The 23459-nt window shown below is 29.1% G+C and carries 23 protein-coding genes; 15 read left to right on the top strand and 8 right to left on the bottom strand.

The window, feature by feature from the left end:
- Positions 1-2 precede the first annotated feature (2 nt).
- Entirely contained in the window at positions 3-668 is a 666-nt protein-coding gene (locus tag ACY2RW_RS04680; RefSeq protein WP_490121542.1) for an MIP/aquaporin family protein, read from the bottom strand.
- A gap of 112 nt (positions 669-780) precedes the next feature.
- Here ACY2RW_RS04680 and ACY2RW_RS04675 point away from each other — a divergent pair, with 112 nt between their 5' ends.
- The gene (locus ACY2RW_RS04675; protein WP_490121541.1) at positions 781-1629 is read left to right on the top strand and encodes a DUF2911 domain-containing protein; all 849 of its coding nucleotides are present in this window, start codon (positions 781-783) and stop codon (positions 1627-1629) included.
- Between the two features lie 160 nt (positions 1630-1789).
- Here the strand turns inward: ACY2RW_RS04675 and ACY2RW_RS04670 are convergent, their stop codons facing one another.
- Together ACY2RW_RS04670 and ACY2RW_RS04665 are read right to left on the bottom strand one after the other, a co-directional pair.
- Entirely contained in the window at positions 1790-2101 is a 312-nt protein-coding gene (locus ACY2RW_RS04670; protein ID WP_490121540.1) for a monooxygenase, read from the bottom strand.
- Between the two features lie 16 nt (positions 2102-2117).
- The gene (locus ACY2RW_RS04665; RefSeq protein WP_490121539.1) at positions 2118-2495 is read right to left on the bottom strand and encodes a hypothetical protein; all 378 of its coding nucleotides are present in this window, start codon (positions 2493-2495) and stop codon (positions 2118-2120) included.
- A gap of 111 nt (positions 2496-2606) precedes the next feature.
- On the opposite strand from ACY2RW_RS04665, the gene ACY2RW_RS04660 reads away from it, so the two are divergent.
- Complete coding sequence (locus ACY2RW_RS04660; protein ID WP_490121538.1) at positions 2607-2960, top strand: winged helix-turn-helix transcriptional regulator; 354 nt, start codon at positions 2607-2609, stop codon at positions 2958-2960.
- 134 nt (positions 2961-3094) lie between these two features.
- Here the strand turns inward: ACY2RW_RS04660 and ACY2RW_RS04655 are convergent, their stop codons facing one another.
- The 4 genes from ACY2RW_RS04655 to ACY2RW_RS04640 form a co-directional block, all read right to left on the bottom strand.
- Positions 3095-4063 (bottom strand): Gfo/Idh/MocA family protein, encoded by a 969-nt coding sequence (locus ACY2RW_RS04655; RefSeq protein ID WP_490121537.1) that lies wholly within the window; start codon positions 4061-4063, stop codon positions 3095-3097.
- A 1-nt stretch (position 4064) separates the two neighbouring features.
- Positions 4065-5246, bottom strand: a complete 1182-nt coding sequence (locus tag ACY2RW_RS04650) for a hypothetical protein (protein ID WP_490121536.1) — start codon at positions 5244-5246, stop codon at positions 4065-4067.
- A gap of 6 nt (positions 5247-5252) precedes the next feature.
- Positions 5253-6977: a sodium:solute symporter family protein gene (locus tag ACY2RW_RS04645; RefSeq protein WP_490121535.1), complete on the bottom strand. Its 1725-nt coding sequence runs from the start codon at positions 6975-6977 to the stop codon at positions 5253-5255.
- A gap of 355 nt (positions 6978-7332) precedes the next feature.
- Complete coding sequence (locus tag ACY2RW_RS04640; protein WP_490121534.1) at positions 7333-9849, bottom strand: PIG-L family deacetylase; 2517 nt, start codon at positions 9847-9849, stop codon at positions 7333-7335.
- Positions 9850-10124: 275 nt separating this feature from the next.
- Between ACY2RW_RS04640 and dnaN the strand changes: the two genes are divergently transcribed.
- The 5 genes from dnaN (at position 10125) to ACY2RW_RS04615 (ending at position 15627) form a co-directional block, all read left to right on the top strand.
- A complete protein-coding gene (dnaN, locus tag ACY2RW_RS04635) occupies positions 10125-11243 on the top strand; it encodes a DNA polymerase III subunit beta (RefSeq protein WP_490121533.1) in 1119 nt (372 codons plus the stop codon).
- A 245-nt stretch (positions 11244-11488) separates the two neighbouring features.
- Entirely contained in the window at positions 11489-12088 is a 600-nt protein-coding gene (locus ACY2RW_RS04630) for an acyl carrier protein phosphodiesterase (RefSeq protein ID WP_490121532.1), read from the top strand.
- A 92-nt stretch (positions 12089-12180) separates the two neighbouring features.
- Entirely contained in the window at positions 12181-13860 is a 1680-nt protein-coding gene (gene ggt, locus ACY2RW_RS04625; protein ID WP_490121531.1) for a gamma-glutamyltransferase, read from the top strand.
- 162 nt (positions 13861-14022) lie between these two features.
- Entirely contained in the window at positions 14023-14442 is a 420-nt protein-coding gene (locus ACY2RW_RS04620) for a VOC family protein (protein ID WP_490121530.1), read from the top strand.
- 306 nt (positions 14443-14748) lie between these two features.
- Positions 14749-15627, top strand: a complete 879-nt coding sequence (locus tag ACY2RW_RS04615; protein WP_490121529.1) for an RluA family pseudouridine synthase — start codon at positions 14749-14751, stop codon at positions 15625-15627.
- A gap of 90 nt (positions 15628-15717) precedes the next feature.
- Here ACY2RW_RS04615 and pdxR read toward each other — a convergent pair whose 3' ends face one another.
- Positions 15718-17196, bottom strand: coding sequence for a MocR-like pyridoxine biosynthesis transcription factor PdxR (gene pdxR / locus ACY2RW_RS04610; protein ID WP_490121528.1), 1479 nt, complete (start codon positions 17194-17196; stop codon positions 15718-15720).
- An 84-nt stretch (positions 17197-17280) separates the two neighbouring features.
- Here pdxR and ACY2RW_RS04605 point away from each other — a divergent pair, with 84 nt between their 5' ends.
- From ACY2RW_RS04605 to ACY2RW_RS04570, 8 genes are read left to right on the top strand one after another with little or no spacing between them, the layout of a single operon-like run.
- A complete protein-coding gene (locus tag ACY2RW_RS04605; RefSeq protein ID WP_490121527.1) occupies positions 17281-17784 on the top strand; it encodes a GNAT family N-acetyltransferase in 504 nt (167 codons plus the stop codon).
- Positions 17781-18299 carry a DinB family protein gene (locus ACY2RW_RS04600; protein WP_490121526.1) on the top strand — a complete coding sequence of 173 codons (519 nt, stop codon included), beginning with the start codon at positions 17781-17783 and terminating at the stop codon, positions 18297-18299. The genes ACY2RW_RS04605 and ACY2RW_RS04600 overlap by 4 nt, the downstream gene beginning before the upstream one ends.
- On the top strand, positions 18299-18589 hold the full coding sequence (locus ACY2RW_RS04595) for a DUF1272 domain-containing protein (RefSeq protein WP_490121525.1): 291 nt from the start codon (positions 18299-18301) through the stop codon (positions 18587-18589). Before ACY2RW_RS04600 ends, ACY2RW_RS04595 begins: the two co-directional genes overlap by 1 nt.
- Before the next feature lie 2 nt (positions 18590-18591).
- Positions 18592-19110: a GNAT family N-acetyltransferase gene (locus ACY2RW_RS04590; protein WP_490121524.1), complete on the top strand. Its 519-nt coding sequence runs from the start codon at positions 18592-18594 to the stop codon at positions 19108-19110.
- On the top strand, positions 19110-19769 hold the full coding sequence (locus tag ACY2RW_RS04585) for a pyridoxamine 5'-phosphate oxidase family protein (RefSeq protein ID WP_490121523.1): 660 nt from the start codon (positions 19110-19112) through the stop codon (positions 19767-19769). The genes ACY2RW_RS04590 and ACY2RW_RS04585 overlap by 1 nt, the downstream gene beginning before the upstream one ends.
- A gap of 51 nt (positions 19770-19820) precedes the next feature.
- A complete protein-coding gene (locus tag ACY2RW_RS04580) occupies positions 19821-21098 on the top strand; it encodes a hypothetical protein (protein WP_490121522.1) in 1278 nt (425 codons plus the stop codon).
- Positions 21099-22181, top strand: a complete 1083-nt coding sequence (locus ACY2RW_RS04575) for an AI-2E family transporter (RefSeq protein WP_490121521.1) — start codon at positions 21099-21101, stop codon at positions 22179-22181.
- A 7-nt stretch (positions 22182-22188) separates the two neighbouring features.
- Entirely contained in the window at positions 22189-23361 is a 1173-nt protein-coding gene (locus ACY2RW_RS04570; RefSeq protein WP_490121520.1) for a class I SAM-dependent methyltransferase, read from the top strand.
- Positions 23362-23459 lie beyond the last annotated feature (98 nt).

The raw sequence follows: 23459 nt of genomic DNA, 5'->3' as shown, positions 1-23459 counted from the left end.
TTTTAGCAATTTGGGGTATTACAACAATTATCATCTTTTACCAATTTACAAGACACTACAGCTAACAAAGCACCTAAAATTGGCGCAATTAAATACAACCATAATCCTTGAACATTTCCAGAAACAATATTTGGTGCTAAAGAACGTGCAGGATTCATAGATGCATTTGTAATTGGACCTGCAAACATGGCTTCTAACAACACAACTGCTCCAATTGCAATTCCTGCAACAACCCCAATTTCTTTACTTCCTGTAGATACATTAATGATGACAACCATCAAGAAAAAAGTTAATAATAATTCTATAACAAATGCTCTCCAAACATCTACAGTAGGGATTGTAGCTCCTAAAAACTCACTTGCTGGAAACAAAAACCACAAAATTAAACTGGCAGCAAATGCACCTAAAATTTGAGCAATAATGTATTTTGGCACTTCTTTCCAAGCAAACTTTTTTGCATAGGCAAAGGCAATTGTTACAGCTGGATTAAAATGTGCTCCAGAAGTTTCGCCAAAGGCGTAAATCATAGCCATAACTATCAATCCCCAAGTAATTGCAATACCAACATGTGTTACACTTCCGCCTGTAACTTCGTTTACAGTCATGGCTCCTGTTCCACAGAAAATCATTGAAAATGTTCCGATAAATTCGGAGATATATTTCTTCATATTTATTATAGTTAATGCAAAGATACAATCCCTTATTTTAAGTTTTTGTTAACGTTTCTCGTTTTTTGAAATTGTAATTTTGAAAGTATTAATAAATAAACAACCAGTAATTATGAAAAAAATAATAGTATCGCTATTTGTTGCAGCAATTTCTTTCTCTGCAAATGCACAAATTAAAACCCCTGCACCAAGTCCGTTTCAAAAAATTGAGCAAAAAGTAGGTTTAACTGATGTTACTTTAGAATACTCAAGACCAAGTATGAAAGGAAGAAAAATATTTGGCGGTTTAGAAGATTATGGAAAAGTTTGGAGAACTGGAGCCAATTCAAATACAAAATTAACTTTTTCTACAGATTTTATGGTAGATGGAAAAAAGTTAAAAAAAGGTACTTATGCATTGTATTCTATTCCTGGAGAAAAAACTTGGGATATCATTTTATATAATGATGCAACAAATTGGGGAACTCCAAGGAAGTGGGATGATTCTAAAGTAGCTGCAAAAGTTACTGTTACTCCTTTTAAAATGCCAATGCCAATAGAAACATTTACTATTTCTTTTGATGATTTAACTAACGATTCTGCAGTTATTGGAATTATGTGGGAAAATGTTTATGTAGGATTAAAATTTGAAACACCTACTGATAAAATGGTTTCTAATAATATTGAAAAAGTAATGAATGGGCCTACAGCAAATGATATGTATGGTGCAGCAGTTTACTACTTACAAGCTGGTAAAGACATTAAAAAAGCACAACAATGGATAGACAAAGCAGTTGCTATGACTTCTGATAAGCCCCGTTTTTGGTATTTACGTCAGCAATCTTTAATCCATGCGAAAGCAGGAAATAAAAAAGGAGCAATTGCAGCAGCAAAAGAGTCTTTAAAATATGCAGAAATTGCTAAAAATGCAGGATACATAAAAATGAATAAAGCTTCTTTAAAAGAATGGGGAGCTATGTAAATTGATTTAATTTTCAGTTTAAAATATACTAAAAACTCAAGTTTTCGCTTGAGTTTTTTTATTACAAGAAGAAAAGAATTAAAAAAAAATTTTTGAAAAAGAAAAAAGTTTCGAAGAAACAAAAAATATTCTCCGAAACTTAAAAACTGTTTACAGTTTATTAACCTATTGGGGCTTTATCTATTTTACTTAAATCTTCAAAGATGTCAAAAATATGATCTGTAATATCTGTTATTCCAATAGCATTTAATCTTTTAATATGCATTTCTCTATACTTTTTCAAATATTCAATATTCTTAAACAAATAGGTAGAACCAAAATGGTTGGTTCCTTCTTCATAGGTCCATATTTTCCAAACAACACCTTCTTCTTTAGCAATACTCTCTGCTAATTGTTTGTTTCCCTCCATAAATTCTTCTGTAACTGGACCATCATATTTTAAATGTAAATCCCAAATTTTTTGTGTACTCATTATTTTAAATTTTTAATTATTGATTTCTTTTTAAAGTAATAAAAGATAGAATGGTTAGTAAAGCAAAAAATGCAGGATCAGACCATCCAAAGCCATAAAAAATACCTTGATAAATGGCAAAAAGCGTTATAACAACTCCTAATATGTTTGTCCATAATAAACCTGTTAAAATTTTCTTTGCATAAATACTTTTTTCTTCTACATCTCTAAATAATAAACTAATAATTGCAATACCTCCTAAAAATATAGTAGTATGTTGAGATAGAAAAACCGAATATCTATCATTTAATTCTAATCCATAATTTGGCCATAATAATTCAGGAATAAAAAATAAACCTAACCCAAAAACTGCATAAATTACTCCGTGAATTGTTAAAAATGTTTTAGTACTCATAATATGTTTTTTTTTATTTTACGATACAAATTTAAAAATAATAGTTTACTTTTGATACTTATTAACAAAAAGATACTAGTTTCATTTAAGAAACTATTAAACTTTACAGAAATGGAAATACAAAAGGAAGAACTATCTAAAGAGTGCATTGGACAGTTATTAGCCATAAGAGATACAATGGAGTTGCTATCTGGAAAATGGAAAATACAAATAATTGGCACATTGCTTCGTGGAGGAACCATGAGATTTATGGAATTAAAAAGAAGCTTAAATGGAATTGCTCCAAAAAAATTATCTAATGATTTGCAAGAATTAGAAGTAAATAAACTAATTACACGTACAGTTAAAGACACCAAACCTATTACTGTTGAATATTCTTTAACAAAACACGGAAAAACTCTAGATAATTTAATTGGCGAAATAATATATTGGGGTCAAAATCATAGAACAGAAATTATAAAATAATAAGTTGTAACAATCTGTAATAGATATTTGTTTTAATAACTTATTTTATATTTCTTTTTGAAAACCAAAACAGACTTACTCAAACTTTTTTTTTTATAATTTACATATCTAAATAAAAATAGAAAGCACCAGCTCTAATACTCCAAACCAATAATACCTCTAACCTCATCTAAAGTTTTTATTAGGTTTTTTGAGAAATCAAAAGTCATTATATTGCTTTCTTTTTTATCTTCTCTAAAAAGCTGATTGAAATGTGCTATTTCGAAACTATAACCATTAGTTTCACATTCAAAATAAATAGTTTCTTCTTTTTCTTTAGTAATAATTGTTACATAACTTGGTGCGTGAAATTGCCTATTTACAATCAACATTCCCTTTTCAAATGTAAAAATAGCTTCAGTTTTTGTTTCTTCTAAAAGTGAGCTTTTTAAATATGCTTTTGCAGTGTTGTATTCAAAAATAATTGAACAACTTGAATCTACTCCATTATCGAAAAAAGTTGCGTTTGCATCTATGTTTTTGGGAGTTCCTAAAGTTGATAAAGCTCCAAAAATAGGATAGATTCCAATATCCAATAAAGAACCTCCTCCAAGGTCTTTTTTAAAAACTCTACTTTTGGTATTGTAGGTTGTATAAAAGCCAAAATCTGCTTTAAGTTCTTTTAATTTTCCTAAAGAATTACTTTTTATGACCTCTAATACATATTGGTAATGAGGTAAAAAATACGTCCATAAGGCTTCCATTAAAAGCGTATCATTTTCTTTGGCAACAACAATCATTTCTTCAACTTCTTGTAGATTCATTGCAAAAGGTTTTTCACATAAAACTGCTTTTTTATGTTGCAAACAAAGTATAGTATGTGCTTTATGAAAACTATGTGGAGTTGCAATATAAACAGCATCTATAATTGGGTCATTTGCCAATGCTTCATAAGAATTATAGCCATTTTCTGCACCAAATTCACTCGCAAATTCATTCGCTTTTTTCTGACTTCTGGAAGCTACAGCAACTAATTTTGCATCTTTTACAGTTGCTAAATCCGTGGCAAATTTATTGGCTATTTTTCCAAGACCAATTATTCCCCAATTTATGTATTTTGACATTTTATTCTATTTTATAATAGGGAATATCTAGTTTTCCTTGATTCACAAAGATATCAACTGAATCCCCAATGTTTTTAGAATTATAGATAATTTTAGAAACATTAAACTCTCTTGCTTCATCAGACAATTTTATGTGATTTAACTTAAAATAATAACTCGTTGTTTTTCCTTTGCTAATTCTTTTCTCTAAAATAGCAGCTTTATGTAGCTTGGTTTTAGAAATATCAAAAAACACATTATAAATAACAATAACACTAAAGCAGTACATAGCAGAAAACACAAATAAACTTATAAAAGTACCTATTGATTTAGCGTTTTCAAACTTATACTCTTTAGAACCATAAACACACAAAAAGAAAATTACAAAAGTAGTGGATATTAGTAATTCCCAAATGGCATCATATTTTAAAATATTTATAGTGAACATTACATATAATAATAGACCAAAAACTGGTGAAAGAAAACCCCATAAAACACTTGGGTAGATAGTTTGTTCATCTTCTTTCTTTTCATCATATTTAATAATCCCTTTAAAAGAAAGAACAATAAGTATAATTACTAAAGGTATAAAAACTAGTATATAAACAAATTTTTCATTACTAAAGTACTTTGCTAAAAACAGGGCTAAAACTGTAATAGAAATACTTAAAAATTTAATCCATTTTGCTATTTTATGTGCTTTATTTAGTAATGTATATTTTTCTTGAGTAGATATTCCATACTCACTATTTCTTTGAAAATCCTTAACTTCTTTTATTTGTTCTTGCTCATTTAAATTTATAAAACCTGTATGAAGCCAATATCCAATTTCTCCATCATCAGAAATATAATTCGAAATTTTTATTCTCTTTTTTAAATTATTTTTTGGGTAAATAAAAATATAATTCTCATTGGTTTTATACCCTTTAATCTCTTCTATTCTTAGCTTTCTGTGTGACAAAACATTTTTAGCAGAAATAAAAGTATCTGTAATAATGACATTAGATATAAAAAGGTCTCTTATCCCTAAAAAACAAAATATTATTAAAGAAATAGATATTGGAGCAATTATATAAATTGAACTTTCTTGTGTTTTATCATCAAAAAAGGGCATAAAAAACAAAGCTATAAAAACTCCAATCAAGATTAATAAGAAAAAAGTAATTCCTATTTTAAACCATTTTGAATACGTATACTTTTCCATCAAAAATTAGTTAATCTTGGTAGAATCGACATTGTTAAAATCATCTTTTGAAGGCAAAAAAGTTTGTAACAAAACAGCAATTCCCATCACTAAAACACAACCCAGTAAATTTAACCACAAATAAGGCAACCAATCTAAAAAGTAGACAGCTATAATAATTGTTTGTGTAATTAATGCTGCAATAAAAACAGCATTTCCTCTTACAAATTTTATAAAAAATGCCAATAAGAAAATCCCCAAAACATTACCATAAAAAATAGAACCAATAATATTTACCAATTGAATTAAATTATCGAATAAATTGGCGATACAAGCCACAGAAATAGCTATTAAACCCCAAAGTAAAGTAAACCATTTAGAGGCTTTTACAAAATGTGCTTCGCTCTTTTCTTCTTTTACGTTTCTTTTGTATAAATCTATGGCAGTTGTGCTTGCCAACGCATTTAATTCTGATGCTGTTGATGACATTGCTGCAGATAAAATTACCGCTAATAAAAGTCCTATTAAACCTCTAGGCAAATTGTTTAAAATAAAATGGATAAACACATAATCTTTGTCATTAGACTCTATTTTTTCTAATGGATTTTCTTCATCAACCTTGTCAATAATTACTTTCGATTTTTCTTTTAATGCTAAATCTTTTTTATTTAAATCTAAAACTTGTTGTTGTTCTTCTACTTGAAAACCATCAATAAAAAGTACTTTTTTGCTATTTTCAATAGCAATATGTTCTTGTTCTAATGCTTTATATTCCTGTGCATATTTCGATTTTAAAACCTCTTTATTTGCACCTGGATTAAAATTTAAAGGAGATGGGTTGAATTGATAAAACACAAAAACCATAACTCCAATCAATAAAATAAAGAATTGCATGGGTACTTTTAACAATCCGTTAAAAATTAAACCCAACTGACTTTCACGAACAGATTTCCCTGATAAATAACGTTGTACCTGACTTTGGTCTGTCCCAAAATAAGACAACATTAAAAATGTTCCACCCAAAACACCTGTCCAAACTGTGTAACGATTACTTAAATCAAAAGAAAAGTCTAAGACTTTCATTTTATTACTTGCACCAGCAATTTCTAATGCATTTGTAAAAGTAATATTTGCAGGAAGCTGACTCATAATCATAAAAAATGCAATTAGCATTCCTATAAAAATGATAATCATTTGCTGTTTTTGCGTAACATTTACTGCTTTTGTTCCTCCAGAAACAGTATAAATAATTACCAAAAACCCGATAATAATATTCAACGTTAACAAATCCCAACCTAAAACTGCACTTAAAATTATGGCTGGCGCAAAAATGGTAATTCCTGCTGCCAAACCACGCTGAATTAAAAACAAAATTGCAGCTAAACTTCTTGTTTTTAAATCGAACCTTCCTTCCAAAAATTCATACGCTGTGTAAACCTTTAATTTATGATAAATGGGTATAAAAACCACACAAATAATTACCATTGCAATTGGCAAACCAAAGTAAAATTGGACAAATCCCATACCACTATGAAACGCTTGTCCAGGAGTAGACAAAAACGTAATTGCACTTGCTTGTGTAGCCATTACAGATAGTCCAATCGTCCACCATTTAGAGTCACTCCCTCCTTTTATGTAGTCTGTTACATTTTTATTTTTGCGAGTTACATAAGTTCCGTAAGCAACAATAAATGTTAAAGTTACCGATAAAATAACCCAATCTATTGTGTGTAATTTACTTGCAATTTCCATCGATTAAAGAGTAAAGTAATTTGTAATAAAATAAAACGCAATTAAGTAAATAACATTGGCTACCAAAACCAAGGTGTACTCTTTTTTCCAAACGTATTTTTTATCCATTTTGTCTATTTTTTTTTGAAGCTATTTCCTGCTTTCGCTACTCGCTTTTTTTATGCTGAATTTATTTCAGCATCTCACTTATTTAATAACATGTTTCATTATTACAAAAAATACAGAATTTATTTCAGCATAAAAAAGAGCTCAAACAAACCGCTCAATCAAGGCTAAACTTGTTTGCAAACTTTATTTGTCTGTTCGAGCGCAGTCGAGAACTAATTATACCTCTCAACTGCGCTTTAGGAGACACTTACTCTTTAATTATTTGTTTTACTTCAGTTTTCTCTTTTCCTACTGAAAGCATATTCGCAAACAATTTATACGCTCCAGAAACTCCTGCAGGCAATTCTCTAAAGAAACTTAAACCTGTGTATATGTAATTTCCTTTACCATATTTTGCTATTAGTAAACTTCCGTTTTTTGGTGTTTCTCCTTTGTCATTCATCGATAAAATTGGAGTGTAATTCGAATCCCAAGAATTAGGAAAATACAACCCTCTTTCTTGCACCCAACCTTTAAAATCTTCTTGTGTAATTTTATTTGGATAATTTAAAACAGCATGATTTTTATCTAAAATTCGTACTTCTGCAAATTCATCAGTAACTCTATCTCTAGAGAGTTGCAATTGATAAGGAGCTGCAACATCTACTCTTCTATTAGTATTATATTGCACAATCATATTGCCTCCTTTTTGGACATAATCTAATAAAAATTTTTGTTTAAATTTCAATTCTTTTACTACATTATAAGCTCTAATTCCTAAAACAATAGCATCATAAGAATGCAAAATATTTTCATTTATTTCTGCTGGATTTATTTCTGTTACTTCATAACCAATTTGACGTAAATTTTCTGGAACTGCATCTCCTGCACCTTTAATATAAACAATTCTGTTTCCAACTTTTTTAATATTTAGTCTTACTATTTTTGCTTCAGAATTTAGTAAAACCGATTGTTTTGGAATATGATTGTAATTAATTTCTACCAACTCTTTTGTAAATTTCTTGCCATTAGAAGTTGCTATAACTTCTAATTTTCCTTCAGATTGATTTTTAGGCGGATTCACTAAAAATTCCACCATTTGTTTGTCGTTTTTTTGCTGAATGGTAAAATTGATTTCTTTCGGAGAAACAGACCAATTGGTTGGTACTTTTAAATGTACTTTTCCTGAAACGTTATTTTCTCCTGCTCTAACTTCTACCAATATTTTTTTTGGAGCATTATCAGAAAAAATAATGACTTTATCTTTGAGTTTGGTAGTTACTTTTGGCAGAATTTCAAAAGGTTCATAAATTTCTCCTTTATCTCTTTCTGAGTATCTTCTTACTACATTTTTGGTAATAGTAATCGGAACTTCATCTATAATTAAATTAAAATTAATTTTAGTAGGTCTTGGTGTTTCTGGCTTTCCAATTAATAGTTGATTTTCAACAGTGTACATTCCCAAAGAAGCTTCTTTTCTTAGCCAGTAAGGATCTGAAAATTCATTCGTTTTCAGGTTGATTGTTTCTCTAAAATTAAGTTTTTTATTCGCTAATAAATCAACTTCTTTTTTAATTGTTTTTTTATCGAGTGTAGATGTAATTGACAATAGTTCAATTGGCACATTACTCCTATTTAAAACTTCAAAATTCACATCTATTGTAGCATTTGGTATTCCAGATGAACTCACAGCAGAAGCTTCTAAATACAACCCTGCACAGGCTTCGATAATTTCTTTAATTTGTGTTGACTTAATTTTTCGCCAATGATCATCTTCTATTTTTTGTATTTTTTGATATGCTTTCATCAATTTTGGCAAGTGTTTAGATGGATTTACAAAATCGAAATTTTCTTCAACCTCATATAAAATATCACCTATTGCTCCACCACCTTTTACACGATTCCAAGTGGTATTTATTCCAGAAAAAATATCATTTTTATCTTTTGGTTTATCGCCTTTTAAAAACTCTGCATATTCAGTTTGTGCTCCTCTTATGGTTAATCTTCCAAAACCTTGACATAAATGCTGGCTGCTTGCAATAGACGCTAACTCGTTGTTAGACAAGCCTTTTAATGGGTAATACACACCAATATCAAATGTCGTAAAATCTTTTGCTAATTCCTTAAACTTCTTTTTATCTCTATAAAACCAAGAAGATGTATTGTAAAACAAGCGTTTTGGCTGCCAAGTACCTGTATATTTTAATTGATTTTTAAATTTAGTTTTATCTCCAGCCAAATCAAAAGCTTCTACACTTAAAATAGCAGAAGAAGTATGATGTCCATGCGTAGTTCCTGGAGTTCTATGATTAAATCTATTGATAATTACATCTGGTTTAAACGTTCTAATTGCCCAAACAACATCACTTAAAACAGCTTCTTTGTTCCAAATTTTTAAAGTTTCATCTGGATGTTTAGAATAGCCAAAATCGTTTGCTCTTGTAAACAATTGCTCTCCTCCATCAATGCTTCTTGCTGCTAACAATTCTTGGGTTCTAATAACGCCTAACAACTCTCTAATTTCTGGTCCAATTAAATTCTGACCTCCATCTCCTCTTGTTAAAGACAAATACCCTGTTCTTGCTTTTACGTTGTTTGCTAAATAGGCTATTAATCGTGTGTTTTCATCATCTGGATGTGCTGCAATGTACAAAGCTGTTCCTAAAAAATTTAACTTTTGAATTTTCTCGTAAATTTGATTTGAAGTTAATTTAGCTGGTTTTTGTGCAAATATTGTAGTAGAAATTAGCAATAAAGCTGATAATGAAAATAAAAATTTCTTCATTTTAATATTTTAGTGGTAAATAATAAATATGTCAGGTCGAGCGCAGTCGAGACCTAAATAAAACCTCTCGACTGCGCTCGAGGAGACATTATACTTCTTAAAAAGAGATATGTTATTAAACAAATGTACTTTTTTTATCAACCAAAATAGATGAATTAACATAATTATAACGTTTCTAAAACCATCAACAAAATGCTCATAACCTGTTAATAAATTAATTTTTAGAATCACTTAATAAAGTTATATTTGTAAGACTAATTAAGAAAAGAAAATCAATGAAATTTATTGTATCGAGTTCGCAATTATTAAAACAATTACAAGTTTTAGGCGGCGTTATAAATAGCAACAATACCTTACCAATTTTAGATAACTTTTTATTTGAATTATCTGAAAATGAATTAAAAGTTTCTGCATCAGATTTAGAAACTACAATGAGTTCTGTGGTAGAAGTAGAAAGCGAAAGTTCTGGTGCTATTGCTGTTTCTGCACGTTTATTATTAGATACTTTAAAAACATTTCCTAATCAGCCTTTAACGTTTAAAACAGAAGGTGATAATACTATTGAAATTAGTTCTGATCAAGGAAAATATGATATGGCTTATTTTGGTGGAGATGAGTTTCCAAAAGCGGTTTCTTTACCAAGTCCAAGCAAAACTGTAGTTCCTGCGCATATTTTAGGAACTGCTATTTCTAAAACTATTTTTGCTGCTGGAAATGACGATTTACGTCCAGTAATGAGTGGAGTTTTCTTTCAGTTTAGCTCACAAAGTTTGACTTTTGTAGCAACAGATGCGCATAAATTAGTAAAATATTCTAGAACAGATGTTACTGCAGATCAAACAGCAGAGTTTATTATGCCAAAAAAACCTTTAAACTTATTAAAAGGTATTTTAGGCGGTTCTGATAGCGATGTTACTATCGAATATAATGATGCCAATGCAAAGTTTACGTTTGATAATATTGTTTTAGTATGTCGTTTAATTGATGGAAAATATCCAAATTACGAAGCAGTTATCCCAAAGGAAAACCCAAATAAACTAACAGTTGATAGAGCTTCTTTCTTAAATTCTGTAAGACGTGTTTCTATTTTCTCTAGTAAAACTACACATCAAATTCGTTTAAAAATGGCAGGGACTGAATTAAATATTTCTGCTGAAGATTTAGATTTTTCTAACAAAGCTGACGAACGTTTAAGTTGCGATTATCAAGGTGATGATATGCAAATTGGTTTCAACTCTCGTTTTTTAAGCGAAATGTTAAATAACTTAAGTTCTAGCGAAGTTTTAATTGAAATGTCTTTACCAAACAGAGCTGGGATTTTAACGCCAATTGATGGCACTGACGAAGGTGAAAAAATTACAATGCTTGTGATGCCTGTGATGTTGAATAATTAGCAACACAGTTGCTTTTTGCATTTATACAGTTTATCATTCCTGTGGAAACAGTAATTTATAATATATAAAGAGGCTGTCTGAAAAGTCAAAAAATTAACTACTTGTCATATTGAGCTTGTCGAAATATAATTGACAATCAATGAATTATAAAACTTCGACAAAGCCTGTCTTGAGCGAAGAAGAAAGGCTCAGTTTGACATACTTAACTACTTTTTAGACAGCCTCTTTTTGTTTACTTTTAGCAAATGAATTTTTTAGCTCATTTATACCTTTCACAAAACGACACCAATATTATGATTGGCAATTTTATTGCAGACCATATTAGAGGAAATCATTACGAAGGTTTTTCTAAAGAAATTCAACAAGGTATTTTCTTGCACAGAGAAATAGATACTTTTACAGATGCTCATAAAATTGTAAGAAAAAGTAAACGCAGGTTACATAAACGTTATAGACATTATAATGGTGTGATTATCGATATTTTTTACGATTACTTTTTAGCAAAAAATTGGGATACCTATTCTGCAATTCCTTTAGATATTTATACCAAATCAATTTATAATTTATTTAGAGAAAAATCTGATGAATTACCTATTAAATCTCAGCAATTTATCAAATATATGATTGAATATGATATATTGTTTAATTATCAATTTGGAGAGGGAATTGAAAAGGTTTTAAATGGAATGAACCATAGAACAAAAGGTAAATCTCAAATGAATTTAGCCATTGAAGATTTGACTAATTTGGAAAAAGAATTTGAAGAAGACTTTGCTCTTTTTTTTAAAGATTTAATAGCGTTTTCAAACAAAAAATTAAAAGAACTGACTTTCATTAAAGAATAATAATTGTTCTTCTGAATTTATTTCAGTCGCACTCAAATACAAAACTAATGAGAACCTGAAACAAGTTCAGGTTGACAAAACCAAACTTAAGTATGAAAAAAACACTTTTGCTTCTCTCTTTATTATCAATATTTATTACTTGTAAAAAAGAAAAAATTACAGGTTTAATAACCCAAAAAGCAATGGTAGTTTCTGCAAGAGAGGAAGCATCTAAAATAGGTTCAGACATTCTAAAAAAAGGAGGAAATGCCTATGATGCAATGGTTGCAACACATTTTGCTTTGGCAGTTGTATATCCAGTTGCAGGAAATATTGGTGGTGGTGGTTTTATGGTGTATAGAAATAACGATGGCACTAAAGGGACTTTAGATTTTAGAGAAAAAGCACCAATTACAGCCCATAAAGACATGTATTTAGATTCTTTAGGAAACGTAATTGAAAACAAAAGTACATTAGGTGCTCATGCAGTTGGGGTTCCAGGATCTGTTGCTGGTACTTTTAAAGTTTATGAAAAATTTGGGAGCTTACCTTTTAAAGAATTAATTCAGCCTGCTATAGATTTAGCAAGAAACGGAATTACAATCACCAAAAAACAAGCAAAATCATTAAACAGTGCCACAGAAAGATTTGAAAAAGTAAACACTTATAAAACTGTTTTTAGTAAAGAATGGAAAGCTGGAGATATTTTAAAACAAGAGGAATTAGCACAAACTTTAGAACGCATTCGAGATTTTGGTAAAGATGGTTTTTACAAAGGAAAAACCGCAGATTTATTTGTAAATTATATTGCAGAATTAGGAGGCATTATTACGCACCAAGATTTAGAAAAATACCAAGCAATTTGGAGAAAACCAATAGCGTTTACTTACAAAGACTATACAATAACTTCTATGACTTTACCTGCAAGTGGTGGAATTTGCTTGGCACAAATTTTAAAATCTATAGAACCTTTTGATGTTTCTAAAATAGCACATAACTCTACTAAATATATTCAATTATTAACAGAAGCAGAAAGAAGATCTTATGCAGACAGAGCTCATTACTTGGGTGATATTGACTTTATAAAAGTTCCTATTGATAGTTTAACAGACCAGAAGTACATCAACCAAAGAATGGAAACTTTTTCTTGGGATAAAGCAACACCATCTTCTGCAATTTCTCACGGAAAAATTTTAGGCTATGAAAGTGATGAAACAACTCATTATTCTATTGTAGACCAATTTGGAAATGCAGTTTCTGTAACTACAACCCTAAACACAGGCTATGGTTCTAAAGTTGTAGTAAAAGGTGCAGGTTTTATTTTAAATAATGAAATGGATGATTTTTCTAGCAAACCAGGAGTGCCAAATGTTTATGGTTTGGTTGGCTCTAAAGCAAATGCAATTGCATCAGAAAAAAGAATGTTAAGCTCTATGACACCAACAATTGTTGAGCAAAATGGGAAATTAAAAATGGTTGTGGGTACACCTGGAGGTTCAACAATAATAACTTCTGTACTACAAAACATTTTAAATGTGACCGAATTTAATATGGGGATGCAAGAATCTGTTAACAAACCAAGATTTCATCATCAATGGTTGCCAGACGTTATTCGAATGGAGCCCAATGGATTTGACAAAAAAACAAAAATAAAATTAGAATCTTTGGGATATCAAATTTTAGAAAAAAATTCTTTGATTATTGGTAGAGTTGATGCTATTTTAGTGTTACCAAATGGAGATTTAGAAGGTGGTGCAGATCCTAGAGGTGATGATGCTGCAGCTGGTTTTTAATTAGCCTTAGCTTTTAGCAGTTAGCAGTTAGCAGTTAGCAGTTAGCAGTTAGCAAAAATGAAAATTTCTAACAAATGTCATTTCGAGCGAAGTCGAGAAATCTCAATTTTAAAATTTGAAAAATCCAATACCAATAACCACAAACTAAAAACCAAGAACTAAATGAGCATACAACCATTCCACTTAGCAATTCCAGTACAAGATTTAGAAAAATGTAGAACTTTTTACAGAGATATTTTAAACTGTAAAGAAGGTCGTTCTACTCAAGATTGGGTAGATTTTAATTTTTTTGGACATCAATTGGTAATTCACGTTAAAAAAGGTTTTGCACCTGTAAGAATTTCTAACGATGTAGATGGACATAATGTTCCTGTACCACATTTTGGTGTGGTTTTAACTTGGGAAGATTGGAATGCTTTAGCTGACAGATTAAAAGCAGCAAACACAAAATTCGAAATTGAACCTTGTATTCGTTTCAAAGGAAAAGTAGGCGAACAAGCCACTATGTTTTTTATGGATCCAGAAAATAATGCATTAGAATTTAAAGCCTTTAAAGATATTGGGCAATTGTTTGCTAAATGAGATTAAGAAAGAATTTAAATATCATAATTATTACTTTTTTAGTAATTTCAAATTTAATTCTAGTCAAAATTAATTATGATTTATATATTGAATACACATGTTCAGATGGTAAAAAAAGAGCTGTATATGGATTACAATACATTAAGTACTTTTACGTAATTTACATATTTGTTGTAGAAATTTTTACTCTTCTTTTTATATTTATTTCTAATGATAATAGAAAAGTAAAAAAAGCCTCTTTTTTGTTAGTTCTGATTTCCACCTTTTTAATCTTCATAGAACCTTGGAAGTGGTTTATCTAAATAGATGAGAGCAATAGAAACTCACATAGCTAAAAGTAGAGTAAAACCAATTCGTTTTCAAGAATATGGTGTTGGAATTTTTAAAACAATTCCTACAAAATCTGGTATTAAAAAAGCCATTAAAAAAGAACTCATTCTTATTGATGGGAATATAGCTACAACATCCAAATATATTTCTGGTGGAGAGAAAATTGAACTTTTTGAATCAGAAAATTCTTCAACTTTTGAAAGACTAAAATTAGATTTAGAAGTTTTATTTGAAGATGATTATTTAGCAATTATATACAAACCTGCAGGAATATTAGTCAGCGGAAATAAATTTGTAACTATTGCAAATGCGCTTTCACAAAATCTACAAAAAAGTAGTCAACCTGATGCTGTAAAACCACAACCCATTCACAGATTAGATTACCCAACAAGTGGCCTTTTACTAGTTGGAAAAACAAGTGCTTCAATTCAAAAATTAAATGAACTATTTAAAAATAAAGAAATCAAAAAAACATATTTTGCAATCGCAATTGGCAAAATGTGTTCTGGAGGAATTATTAATTTAAAAGTTGACAATAAAAATGCTGGAACAGAATTTAACGTTTTAGATTCTGTCATTTCAAAACGTTTTGAGTTTTTAAATCTTGTTGAATTAAAACCAAAAACAGGCAGAAAACATCAATTAAGAAAACATTTAGCTGCAATTGGTCATCAAATTTTAGGTGATAGAGAATATGGTAATCCAGATTTTATTTTAAACGGAAAAGGCTTGTATTTGCATGCTTCAACTTTAGCATTCATACATCCCTTTACAAAAGAAAACATTTCTATTACTAAAAAACCACCTAAAAAGTTTACAAAAATTTTTTCCTTAATCATTCCAAATCAAGAATGAAGGGAGAATCTCAAGGAAAAAATAAAATATCAAAGTTTCTCAATCGCTTAAAAAAAACTCATTTCAAAATGACAGTTGTAATAGAAAATATCAATTTTTTATTTCATCTATAGTTTTGGAAAACCGATCAACCAACTCATAAATTTCTTCATCATTATAAGTGGCAAACCCTATTCTTATAGAGTTATGCCCTGAATTTGCATGATCATAACGTTGCCACTCTCCTATTTCTAATTTATTTTTTCGAGCAATTTCTGCAATTAATTTCCAAGAATATTGTTTGTTTAAAGTCAACCAAACAGCCATCCCTCCTTTTGGTATTTTAAAACTAAAAACATCGTAAAACTGTTCCCTTAAAAGTTTGCTAAACAAATCTCTTCTTGCTTTATAAACTTTCATTACTTTTTTAATGTGCCTGTCTAAATCTCCATTTTTAATAAACTCCTCAAAAGCTAGTTCTAATAAAGCATCTCCTTGCCTATCAATAAATCTTCGCAAATTAGCAGCTTCATTTACAAACTCTTTTGGCGCAATTAAATAACCAATTCTAAAAACAGGAGCCACTGTTTTACAAATAGAACCTATGTAAATTACATTTCCATTTGTATCATGACTTGCCAAAGGTAAAATTGGAGAATGGTTGTAATTAAAATCGTAATCATAATCATCTTCTATAATGGCAAAATTGTATTTTTTAGCTAAATTCAATAAGTGAATTCTTCTTTCCGCAGATAAAGTAACTGTTGTTGGGTGATGATGATGAGAAGTTACATAAACCGCTTTTATAGATTTCTTTTTACAAATCTCCTCAATTTCTTTAATATTTAATCCGTTTTCATCTACAGAAACCCTTGCTAAATTTGCATTACTTTGCAAAAATGTAGAATCTGCTGATGCATAATTTGTTTCCCCAATTACAATAAAATCATTGTTTTTTAAAAGGAGTTTAGAAGACAAATAAATGCCCATTTGACTTCCTCTTGTTATCAAAATATTTTCATAAGAAATAGATAACCCTCGAGTTTTATTCAAATAGTTTGCCAACGTTTTTCTCAATTTTTCATTGCCAAATAAAGAACCATAAGACATTTCTTTATAAATATGTTTTCTGCTACAAATTCTTCTATATATTCTTGCAATATCTTCTATTGGCGTTAATCTTGCATCAGAAATTCCATCATTTAAATACATAAAATCATTTTTCTTTTCTGGAGATTTTCTTTTCAATTCTTCATTTTTATAAAAATAGAATCCAGCACTATTTGCTTTTTTAAGTTGATAATTAACAGCAAAGTTTTGTACGTTTAATTCTGGTAGATTGGCATTTACAAAAGTCCCTTTTTTTGGGATACTTTCTACCCAACCTTGCAACAATAACTCTTCATAACAAGCTACAACCGTTTTTCTGTGAACTTTTAGGTTTTCTGCCAAAACTCGACTACTTGGTAACTTTGTCTCTGGCAATAATTTTCTACTTTTAATCAATTCTATAAAAGTATTTGATAATTGCAAGTACAATGCTTGTTTGCTTTTTCTATCTAATTGAAAAGTTGTTTTATTTGGAAACACAATCTGGACTATTATTTATTTTAATTCTGGATGATTACAACAGTCCATAAATATACTAATTTTGAATTAAGAAATTCATCAATAATGATTGAACTAAAACCTTTTACAAATTCAGATTTTGACAGATTAATCAACTGGATTGATTCCGAGCATTTAATGTATTCATTTAGTGCAACCATTTTTAATTTTCCTATAACACACTCTCAATTACACGAATATATAAAAGTACCTAATAGAATTGTTTATAAAGTAGTTGATACAAATTCTAAAGAAATAATTGGACATGCAGAATTAAACAACATCAACAAACCAAATATGAATGCAAGAATTTGTAGGGTTTTAATCGGTGATAAAAAAAACAGAAACAAAGGTTTTGGTAGTTTGATAATTAATGAACTTGTACGAATAGGTTTTGAAGAAATGAATTTACACAGAATAGATTTAGGTGTTTATGATTTTAATAAAAAAGCCATAAATTGCTATAAAAAGTGCGGGTTTAAAATTGAAGGCTTATTAAAAGAAAATACCAAAATGGGTAACACATACTGGTCTACATATAACATGAGTATTATAAACGAAAAACAATGATAAAAAAAGAATTAAAAGCAACAGAATATAACGAATATTACTTAAGATACATAGAAAAAGTTGCAGATGAAACAGCGTTAGTTTCTGGTTTTGAAGATGATAAAGAAATGGTTGTTAATTTCTTTTCATCAATACCAAAAGAGAAATTAGAGTATAGATATCTACCCCAAAAATGGACAATTAAAGAATTGTTACAACATATTATAGATACAGAACGCATTTTTATGTATCGTTTATTACGAATTGCAAGAAAAGATACAACTGCTTTGGCTGGTTACGATCAAGATATTTATATAGAACCCTCAGAAGCAAACAGTAAATCTTTAGAACAATTAATTAAAGAGTTTACAATGACACGTTTATACTCAATTAATTTAATTAATAGTATTTCTAATGATAATTTAAAGAATTTAGGAACCGCAAGTAATGCTACAGTGTCTGCAAGAGCTTGTGCTTTTATCCTTTTAGGACATAGTATTTGGCATATAGAAATTATTAAAGAAAGATATTTATAATGTTAGAAATAAGACCAAATTGCGAGCATTGTAACAAAGATTTACCAAACACCTCTACAGAAGCAATGATTTGTTCTTTTGAATGTACATATTGCAAAACCTGTGCTATAGAAATTTTTGAAAACGTTTGCCCAAGTTGTTCTGGTAATTTTGTAGAGCGTCCAATTCGTCCATCAAAATATATGGAGAAATATCCTGCATCAACAAAAAGAATTTTTAAACCTAAAAATTTAGAAAAAACAAAAATAAACTCAGATTACTATAAAGAAACTCATCCTTCAAAAAGATAAGAATGATTACTATAAAAGAAGCAAATATCTCTGATGCAAAAATCATAGCACTGTTAGGTAGAATTACCTTTAACGAATCTCATAGTCAATATATAAAAAACAAAAATGAAGTATTATCTTTTTGTAATGCCTCTTTCAACATCGCAAAAATCACAAAAGACTTAGAAGATAAAATCAACATTTTTTGGCTTATTTATGATGATGAACTTCCTGTAGGTTTTGCTAAAGTGATACTCAATAAAACCGTAGATTTCATCAAAGAAAAGAGTGTTTGTCAATTAGATAAAATTTACATTCTCAATGATTTTTTAGGAAAGAAATTAGGTAGCCAATTGCATCAAAAAATCATTGAAAAAGTTACCAAATTAAAGTTTGATGTTATTTGGCTGGTTACCTACATTCTTAATTATAAGGCAATTCAGTTTTACGAATTGAACAATTATAAAAAAGTAGGTTTTATAGATTTTGTTGTCGAAAACAAAGGATATAAAAATCACGTTTTAGTTAAAAGTTTGAAATAATGAAAACATACAAAAAATCAAAATTAAATAGGGTAAAAAGAGGTGCAATTAGAGCAACTTACGATGTTGAAAAAATAAATTCCATTTTAGACGCTGGTTTTATTGGCTATGTTGGTTACATTTTTGAAGGTAAAGCCATTACAATTCCAATGGCTTATGGAAGAATGGGTAACAAAATTATTTTACATGGCTCTAATGCCAATAGAATGCTTACTTCTCTACTAAAAGCCAGAGAAATGAGCATGACTGTAATGCATTTAGACGCCTTAGTTTTGGCACGTTCTGGCTTTCATCATTCTGTAAATTACAGATCTGCAACTTTATTTGGCTCAGTTAAAAAAATTGAAGAAAAAGAAGCAAAAAACAATGCACTATTTGCTTTTATGGAACACATGATGAAAGGCAGATGGGATGAAATTCGAGAAATGAATCAAGCAGAATTTGATAGAACTTTAACTATAGAAATGACTATAGAAACTGCATCTGCAAAAATTAGAGATGTTGGTGTAGCAGATGAACCAGAAGATTTCGATTTAGATGTTTGGGCAGGTTTAGTACCCATAAAACAAGTGGCAGAATATCCTATTGCAGATAAAGGAAAACCGCAAGAAATGGAAATTCCGAAACACGTTTTAAATTATTATAAGGCAAACAAATAGTTTCTTCTTTTAAAATTTGATATTTTAGCTTCTGAATTTTTAATTATAAAAATGAAGAAGTTTTTTAAATTTATTGGAATCTTTTTATTGCTTTTAATTATTGCTGGCGGAATTTATTATTTCGTAAATAACCAACCCTTACCAAATGGAAAAAAAGGCAAAGAAGCAGATGCTTTGGCTATAAAAATGTTTAATGCTTTAAATCATGAAGCATTTGAAAATACAGAAATAATAGAATGGAGTTTTAGAGATGCACACCACTATAAATGGTTAAAACAAGAAAACATTGTACACGTTTCTTGGGATGATTATAAAGTTATTTTAAATACAAAAGACACTTCAAAATCTGAAGTTTTTCAAGCCAATAAAAAAGTAGAAAATGCAGAAATTATAAAAAAAGCAACTGACTTTTTTAATAACGATTCTTTCTGGTTAGTTGCTCCTTACAAAATTTTTGATCCAGGTACAGAAAGAAGCATTGTAAAACAAAATGGCAAAGATGCTTTACTAATTACTTATAATTCTGGTGGTTCTACTCCTGGAGATTCTTATTTATGGACTCTAAATGATAAATACTTTCCTACTTCTTTTAAAATGTGGACTTCTATAATTCCAATTGGCGGCGTTTCTTCAACTTGGTCAGATTGGAAAAAAACTGAAGCTGGCATTCAACTACCAACAAAACATACCCTTTCTTTATTTGGTTTAGAAATTCCGACATCTAATGTAAAAGCCTATAATTTAAAAGCTAATAAGCTGGCTCATAAAATTTTAAACGCAATAAACCACGAAGCTTACAAAAATACACGCTATTTAAAATGGAGTTTTGGAGGTAGAAGAAGTTTTATTTGGGATAAAAAAAATCATGTTGTAGATGTTTTTTGGGAAGATTTTCGTGTGAACTTATTTCCTGCTGACATCGAAAAAAGTACGGTTTATTTTAAAGGTGAAAAGCAAGAAATTCAAGATGATAAAATTGTAAAAAGAGCTTGGAATATTTTTAATAACGATTCATTTTGGTTAGTTGCACCCCATAAATTATTTGATGATGGAGTAGTAAGAAATATTGAAACTGTTAATAATAAAGAGGCTTTACGCGTAACATATACAAGTGGAGGCACAACTCCTGGAGATTCTTATGTTTGGATTTTAGATGCTACTTATGTACCAAAAAGCTACAAAATGTATCTAAAAAATGGTAGAATGAATGGAACTCTTGCAACTTGGGAAGATTGGATTACTACAGAAAGTGGTACATTGTTACCTACAAACCATACTTTTGAAAATGGTGGTAAATTAAGTATGGGCGAAGTAAAAGGATATAATTAAATGACAGCAAAAACAATTTCAAATGGAATATTAAGAGCTTTAGGAATCCTTTTAGGAGTTTTTCTTTTAGTATATTTTTTATATAAAATTCAATCTGTAATTGTGTACATCATGATTGCAGGAATAATTTCTTTAATTGCAAGACCAATTATTCTTTTTTTAAGAAGAAAACTAAAATTTCCTAACACAATTGCTGTTGTTACAACAATGTTTTTTTTATTAGGAATTATCATAGGAATAATAATACTCTTTATTCCTTTAATAACAGAACAAGGCAAAAGTTTATCACTTTTACAAATTGATGAATTACAGGCAGATATTCAGCATATTTTTGAACAAATAACAGCATATTTTTCTACAAAAGGAATTGATATTTTAAATGAACTAAAAAATATCGATTTTGCTTCTCAATTTAAAGCAATTCCTAACTTATTAAATTATGTTTTAGGTACAGTTGGTTCTTTAAGTGTAGGCTTATTTTCGGTATTATTTATCTCTTTTTTCTTTATGAAAGATAGCAGATTGTTAAAAAACGGAATCCTTACTATTATACCCAATAAGACAGAAGATAGATTCTCCAAATCTTTAGAAACCATTAACAGCCTGCTATCAAGGTATTTTATTGGGTTGATATTACAGATTACTATTTTGTTTGTTTTATACACTATTATTTTATTAATTTTCGGAATTAACAACGCAGTTGTTATTGCTTTTTTATGTGCGTTGTTAAACCTTATTCCTTATGTTGGACCATTAATTGGTGCAATAATTATGTTTGTTTTATCTATGACAAGTAATATTGGTTTGGACTTTCAAACAGAAATTTTACCAACTGCCATCTATGTAATGATTGGTTATCTAATTGCGCAATTGGTAGATAACTTTGTAAGTCAGCCAGTTATATTTTCAAAAACAACAAAATCACATCCTTTAGAAATTTTCTTAGTTATAATTATTGGTGGCTTACTTTTTGGAATTGTAGGTATGATTACTGCAGTGCCACTTTACACAGTTTTAAAAGTTATTTTAAAAGAGTTTTTATCAGAAAATAAGATTGTAAAATCACTCACAAAAAATTTATAATTTTATTTTGAATCTTGCCATTTTAAACCCAAATGTTCAAAAGTTTATAGCTGAGAATTTAAAATCAGATATTACAAAAGTAGTTTTAAAAGGGAGTCCTTTTGATGATGTTTCTATACAAGAATTGGCAAATCAAATTATAGCAAAACAAAAATCTAAACACAAACTTTCTAGCTGGTTTAATGAGGATAAAATTTATTATCCAGCTAAAATTAGTATTGAGCAAACCTCATCAGAAATTACTGCAGACTACAAATCTAAAATTATTAGTGGCGAATCTATTATTGATATTACAGGAGGTTTTGGAGTAGATTGTTTTTATTTTGCCAAACAATTTAAAGAGGTTATTTATTGTGAAATTAACACAGAATTATCAGCAATTGTAAAACACAACTTTAAACAACTAAAAGTTAATAATGTAAAAATATTTACTGGAAATGGAACAAATTTTCTAAAAGAAAACCCTACAAAATTTGATTGTATTTACATAGACCCTTCAAGAAGAGATGATGTAAAAGGCAAAGTTTTTTTATTGAAAGACTGCCAACCTTATATCTCTCCAAAAATTGATTACTTTTTTACGAAAGCAGCTAAAATATTGGTAAAAGTATCTCCAGTTTTAGATATTACACAAACTATTAGTGAGTTAAAAAATGTAAAAGAAATTCATATTGTTGCAGTACAAAACGAAGTAAAAGAATTGCTTTTTTTACTGGAAAGAGACTATAAAAACACTATAACAATCAAAACTATCAACATAAAAAAAGAAGAAAGAGAAACATTCAACTTCATATATAAAGAAGTGGTTTTTTCAGAATACTCAGAACCTCTCTCCTATTTATTCGAACCAAATTCAGCTATTTTAAAATCTGGCGGATTTCATCAAATTTCCAAGCAACTTCCTGTTTTTAAATTACATGAACACTCGCACTTATATACATCTTCAGAAAAAATAGATTTTCCTGGTAGAATTTTTACAATTGAGCATATTTTACCTTATGATAAAAAGAAAATCCTAAAATTACTACCAAATAAAAAAGCAAATATTACCACTCGAAACTTCCCAAAAACGGTAGCTCAAATAAGAAAAGAAACCAAAATTAAAGACGGAGGAGATTATTATTTATTTTTTACAACACTTAAAAATAACTCATTAGCTGTTATTTTTTGTAAAAAATAAAACTCAGTTTTAAATAATTAATCCTATATTTTTATTAAATTTAACACACTTATTAGGTGTTTTATTTTTTAGGGGTATAAAACATCTAAAGTGATGGT

It is taken from the genome of Polaribacter sp. 2305UL8-11 (assembly GCF_058147165.1).
The sequence above is the reverse complement of the archived record's forward strand: the minus strand, read 5'-3'. Positions and strand labels throughout refer to the sequence as shown.

Bases quoted from the DNA above. Each gene is read 5' to 3' on its own strand.
- ACY2RW_RS04600 (WP_490121526.1), top strand. From the start codon at position 17,781: ATGATAAAAAAAGAATTAAAAGCAACAGAATATAACGAATATTACTTA.
- ACY2RW_RS04605 (WP_490121527.1), top strand. From the start codon at position 17,281: ATGATTGAACTAAAACCTTTTACAAATTCAGATTTTGACAGATTAATC.
- ACY2RW_RS04615 (WP_490121529.1), top strand. From the start codon at position 14,749: ATGAGAGCAATAGAAACTCACATAGCTAAAAGTAGAGTAAAACCAATT.
- ACY2RW_RS04680 (WP_490121542.1), bottom strand. From the start codon at position 668: ATGAAGAAATATATCTCCGAATTTATCGGAACATTTTCAATGATTTTC.
- ACY2RW_RS04650 (WP_490121536.1), bottom strand. From the start codon at position 5,246: ATGGAAAAGTATACGTATTCAAAATGGTTTAAAATAGGAATTACTTTT.
- ACY2RW_RS04670 (WP_490121540.1), bottom strand. From the start codon at position 2,101: ATGAGTACACAAAAAATTTGGGATTTACATTTAAAATATGATGGTCCA.
- ggt (WP_490121531.1), top strand. From the start codon at position 12,181: ATGAAAAAAACACTTTTGCTTCTCTCTTTATTATCAATATTTATTACT.
- ACY2RW_RS04620 (WP_490121530.1), top strand. From the start codon at position 14,023: ATGAGCATACAACCATTCCACTTAGCAATTCCAGTACAAGATTTAGAA.
- ACY2RW_RS04660 (WP_490121538.1), top strand. From the start codon at position 2,607: ATGGAAATACAAAAGGAAGAACTATCTAAAGAGTGCATTGGACAGTTA.
- ACY2RW_RS04655 (WP_490121537.1), bottom strand. From the start codon at position 4,063: ATGTCAAAATACATAAATTGGGGAATAATTGGTCTTGGAAAAATAGCC.
- ACY2RW_RS04595 (WP_490121525.1), top strand. From the start codon at position 18,299: ATGTTAGAAATAAGACCAAATTGCGAGCATTGTAACAAAGATTTACCA.
- ACY2RW_RS04580 (WP_490121522.1), top strand. From the start codon at position 19,821: ATGAAGAAGTTTTTTAAATTTATTGGAATCTTTTTATTGCTTTTAATT.
- ACY2RW_RS04675 (WP_490121541.1), top strand. From the start codon at position 781: ATGAAAAAAATAATAGTATCGCTATTTGTTGCAGCAATTTCTTTCTCT.
- ACY2RW_RS04640 (WP_490121534.1), bottom strand. From the start codon at position 9,849: ATGAAGAAATTTTTATTTTCATTATCAGCTTTATTGCTAATTTCTACT.
- ACY2RW_RS04665 (WP_490121539.1), bottom strand. From the start codon at position 2,495: ATGAGTACTAAAACATTTTTAACAATTCACGGAGTAATTTATGCAGTT.
- ACY2RW_RS04645 (WP_490121535.1), bottom strand. From the start codon at position 6,977: ATGGAAATTGCAAGTAAATTACACACAATAGATTGGGTTATTTTATCG.
- ACY2RW_RS04575 (WP_490121521.1), top strand. From the start codon at position 21,099: ATGACAGCAAAAACAATTTCAAATGGAATATTAAGAGCTTTAGGAATC.
- dnaN (WP_490121533.1), top strand. From the start codon at position 10,125: ATGAAATTTATTGTATCGAGTTCGCAATTATTAAAACAATTACAAGTT.
- ACY2RW_RS04590 (WP_490121524.1), top strand. From the start codon at position 18,592: ATGATTACTATAAAAGAAGCAAATATCTCTGATGCAAAAATCATAGCA.
- ACY2RW_RS04630 (WP_490121532.1), top strand. From the start codon at position 11,489: ATGAATTTTTTAGCTCATTTATACCTTTCACAAAACGACACCAATATT.
- ACY2RW_RS04585 (WP_490121523.1), top strand. From the start codon at position 19,110: ATGAAAACATACAAAAAATCAAAATTAAATAGGGTAAAAAGAGGTGCA.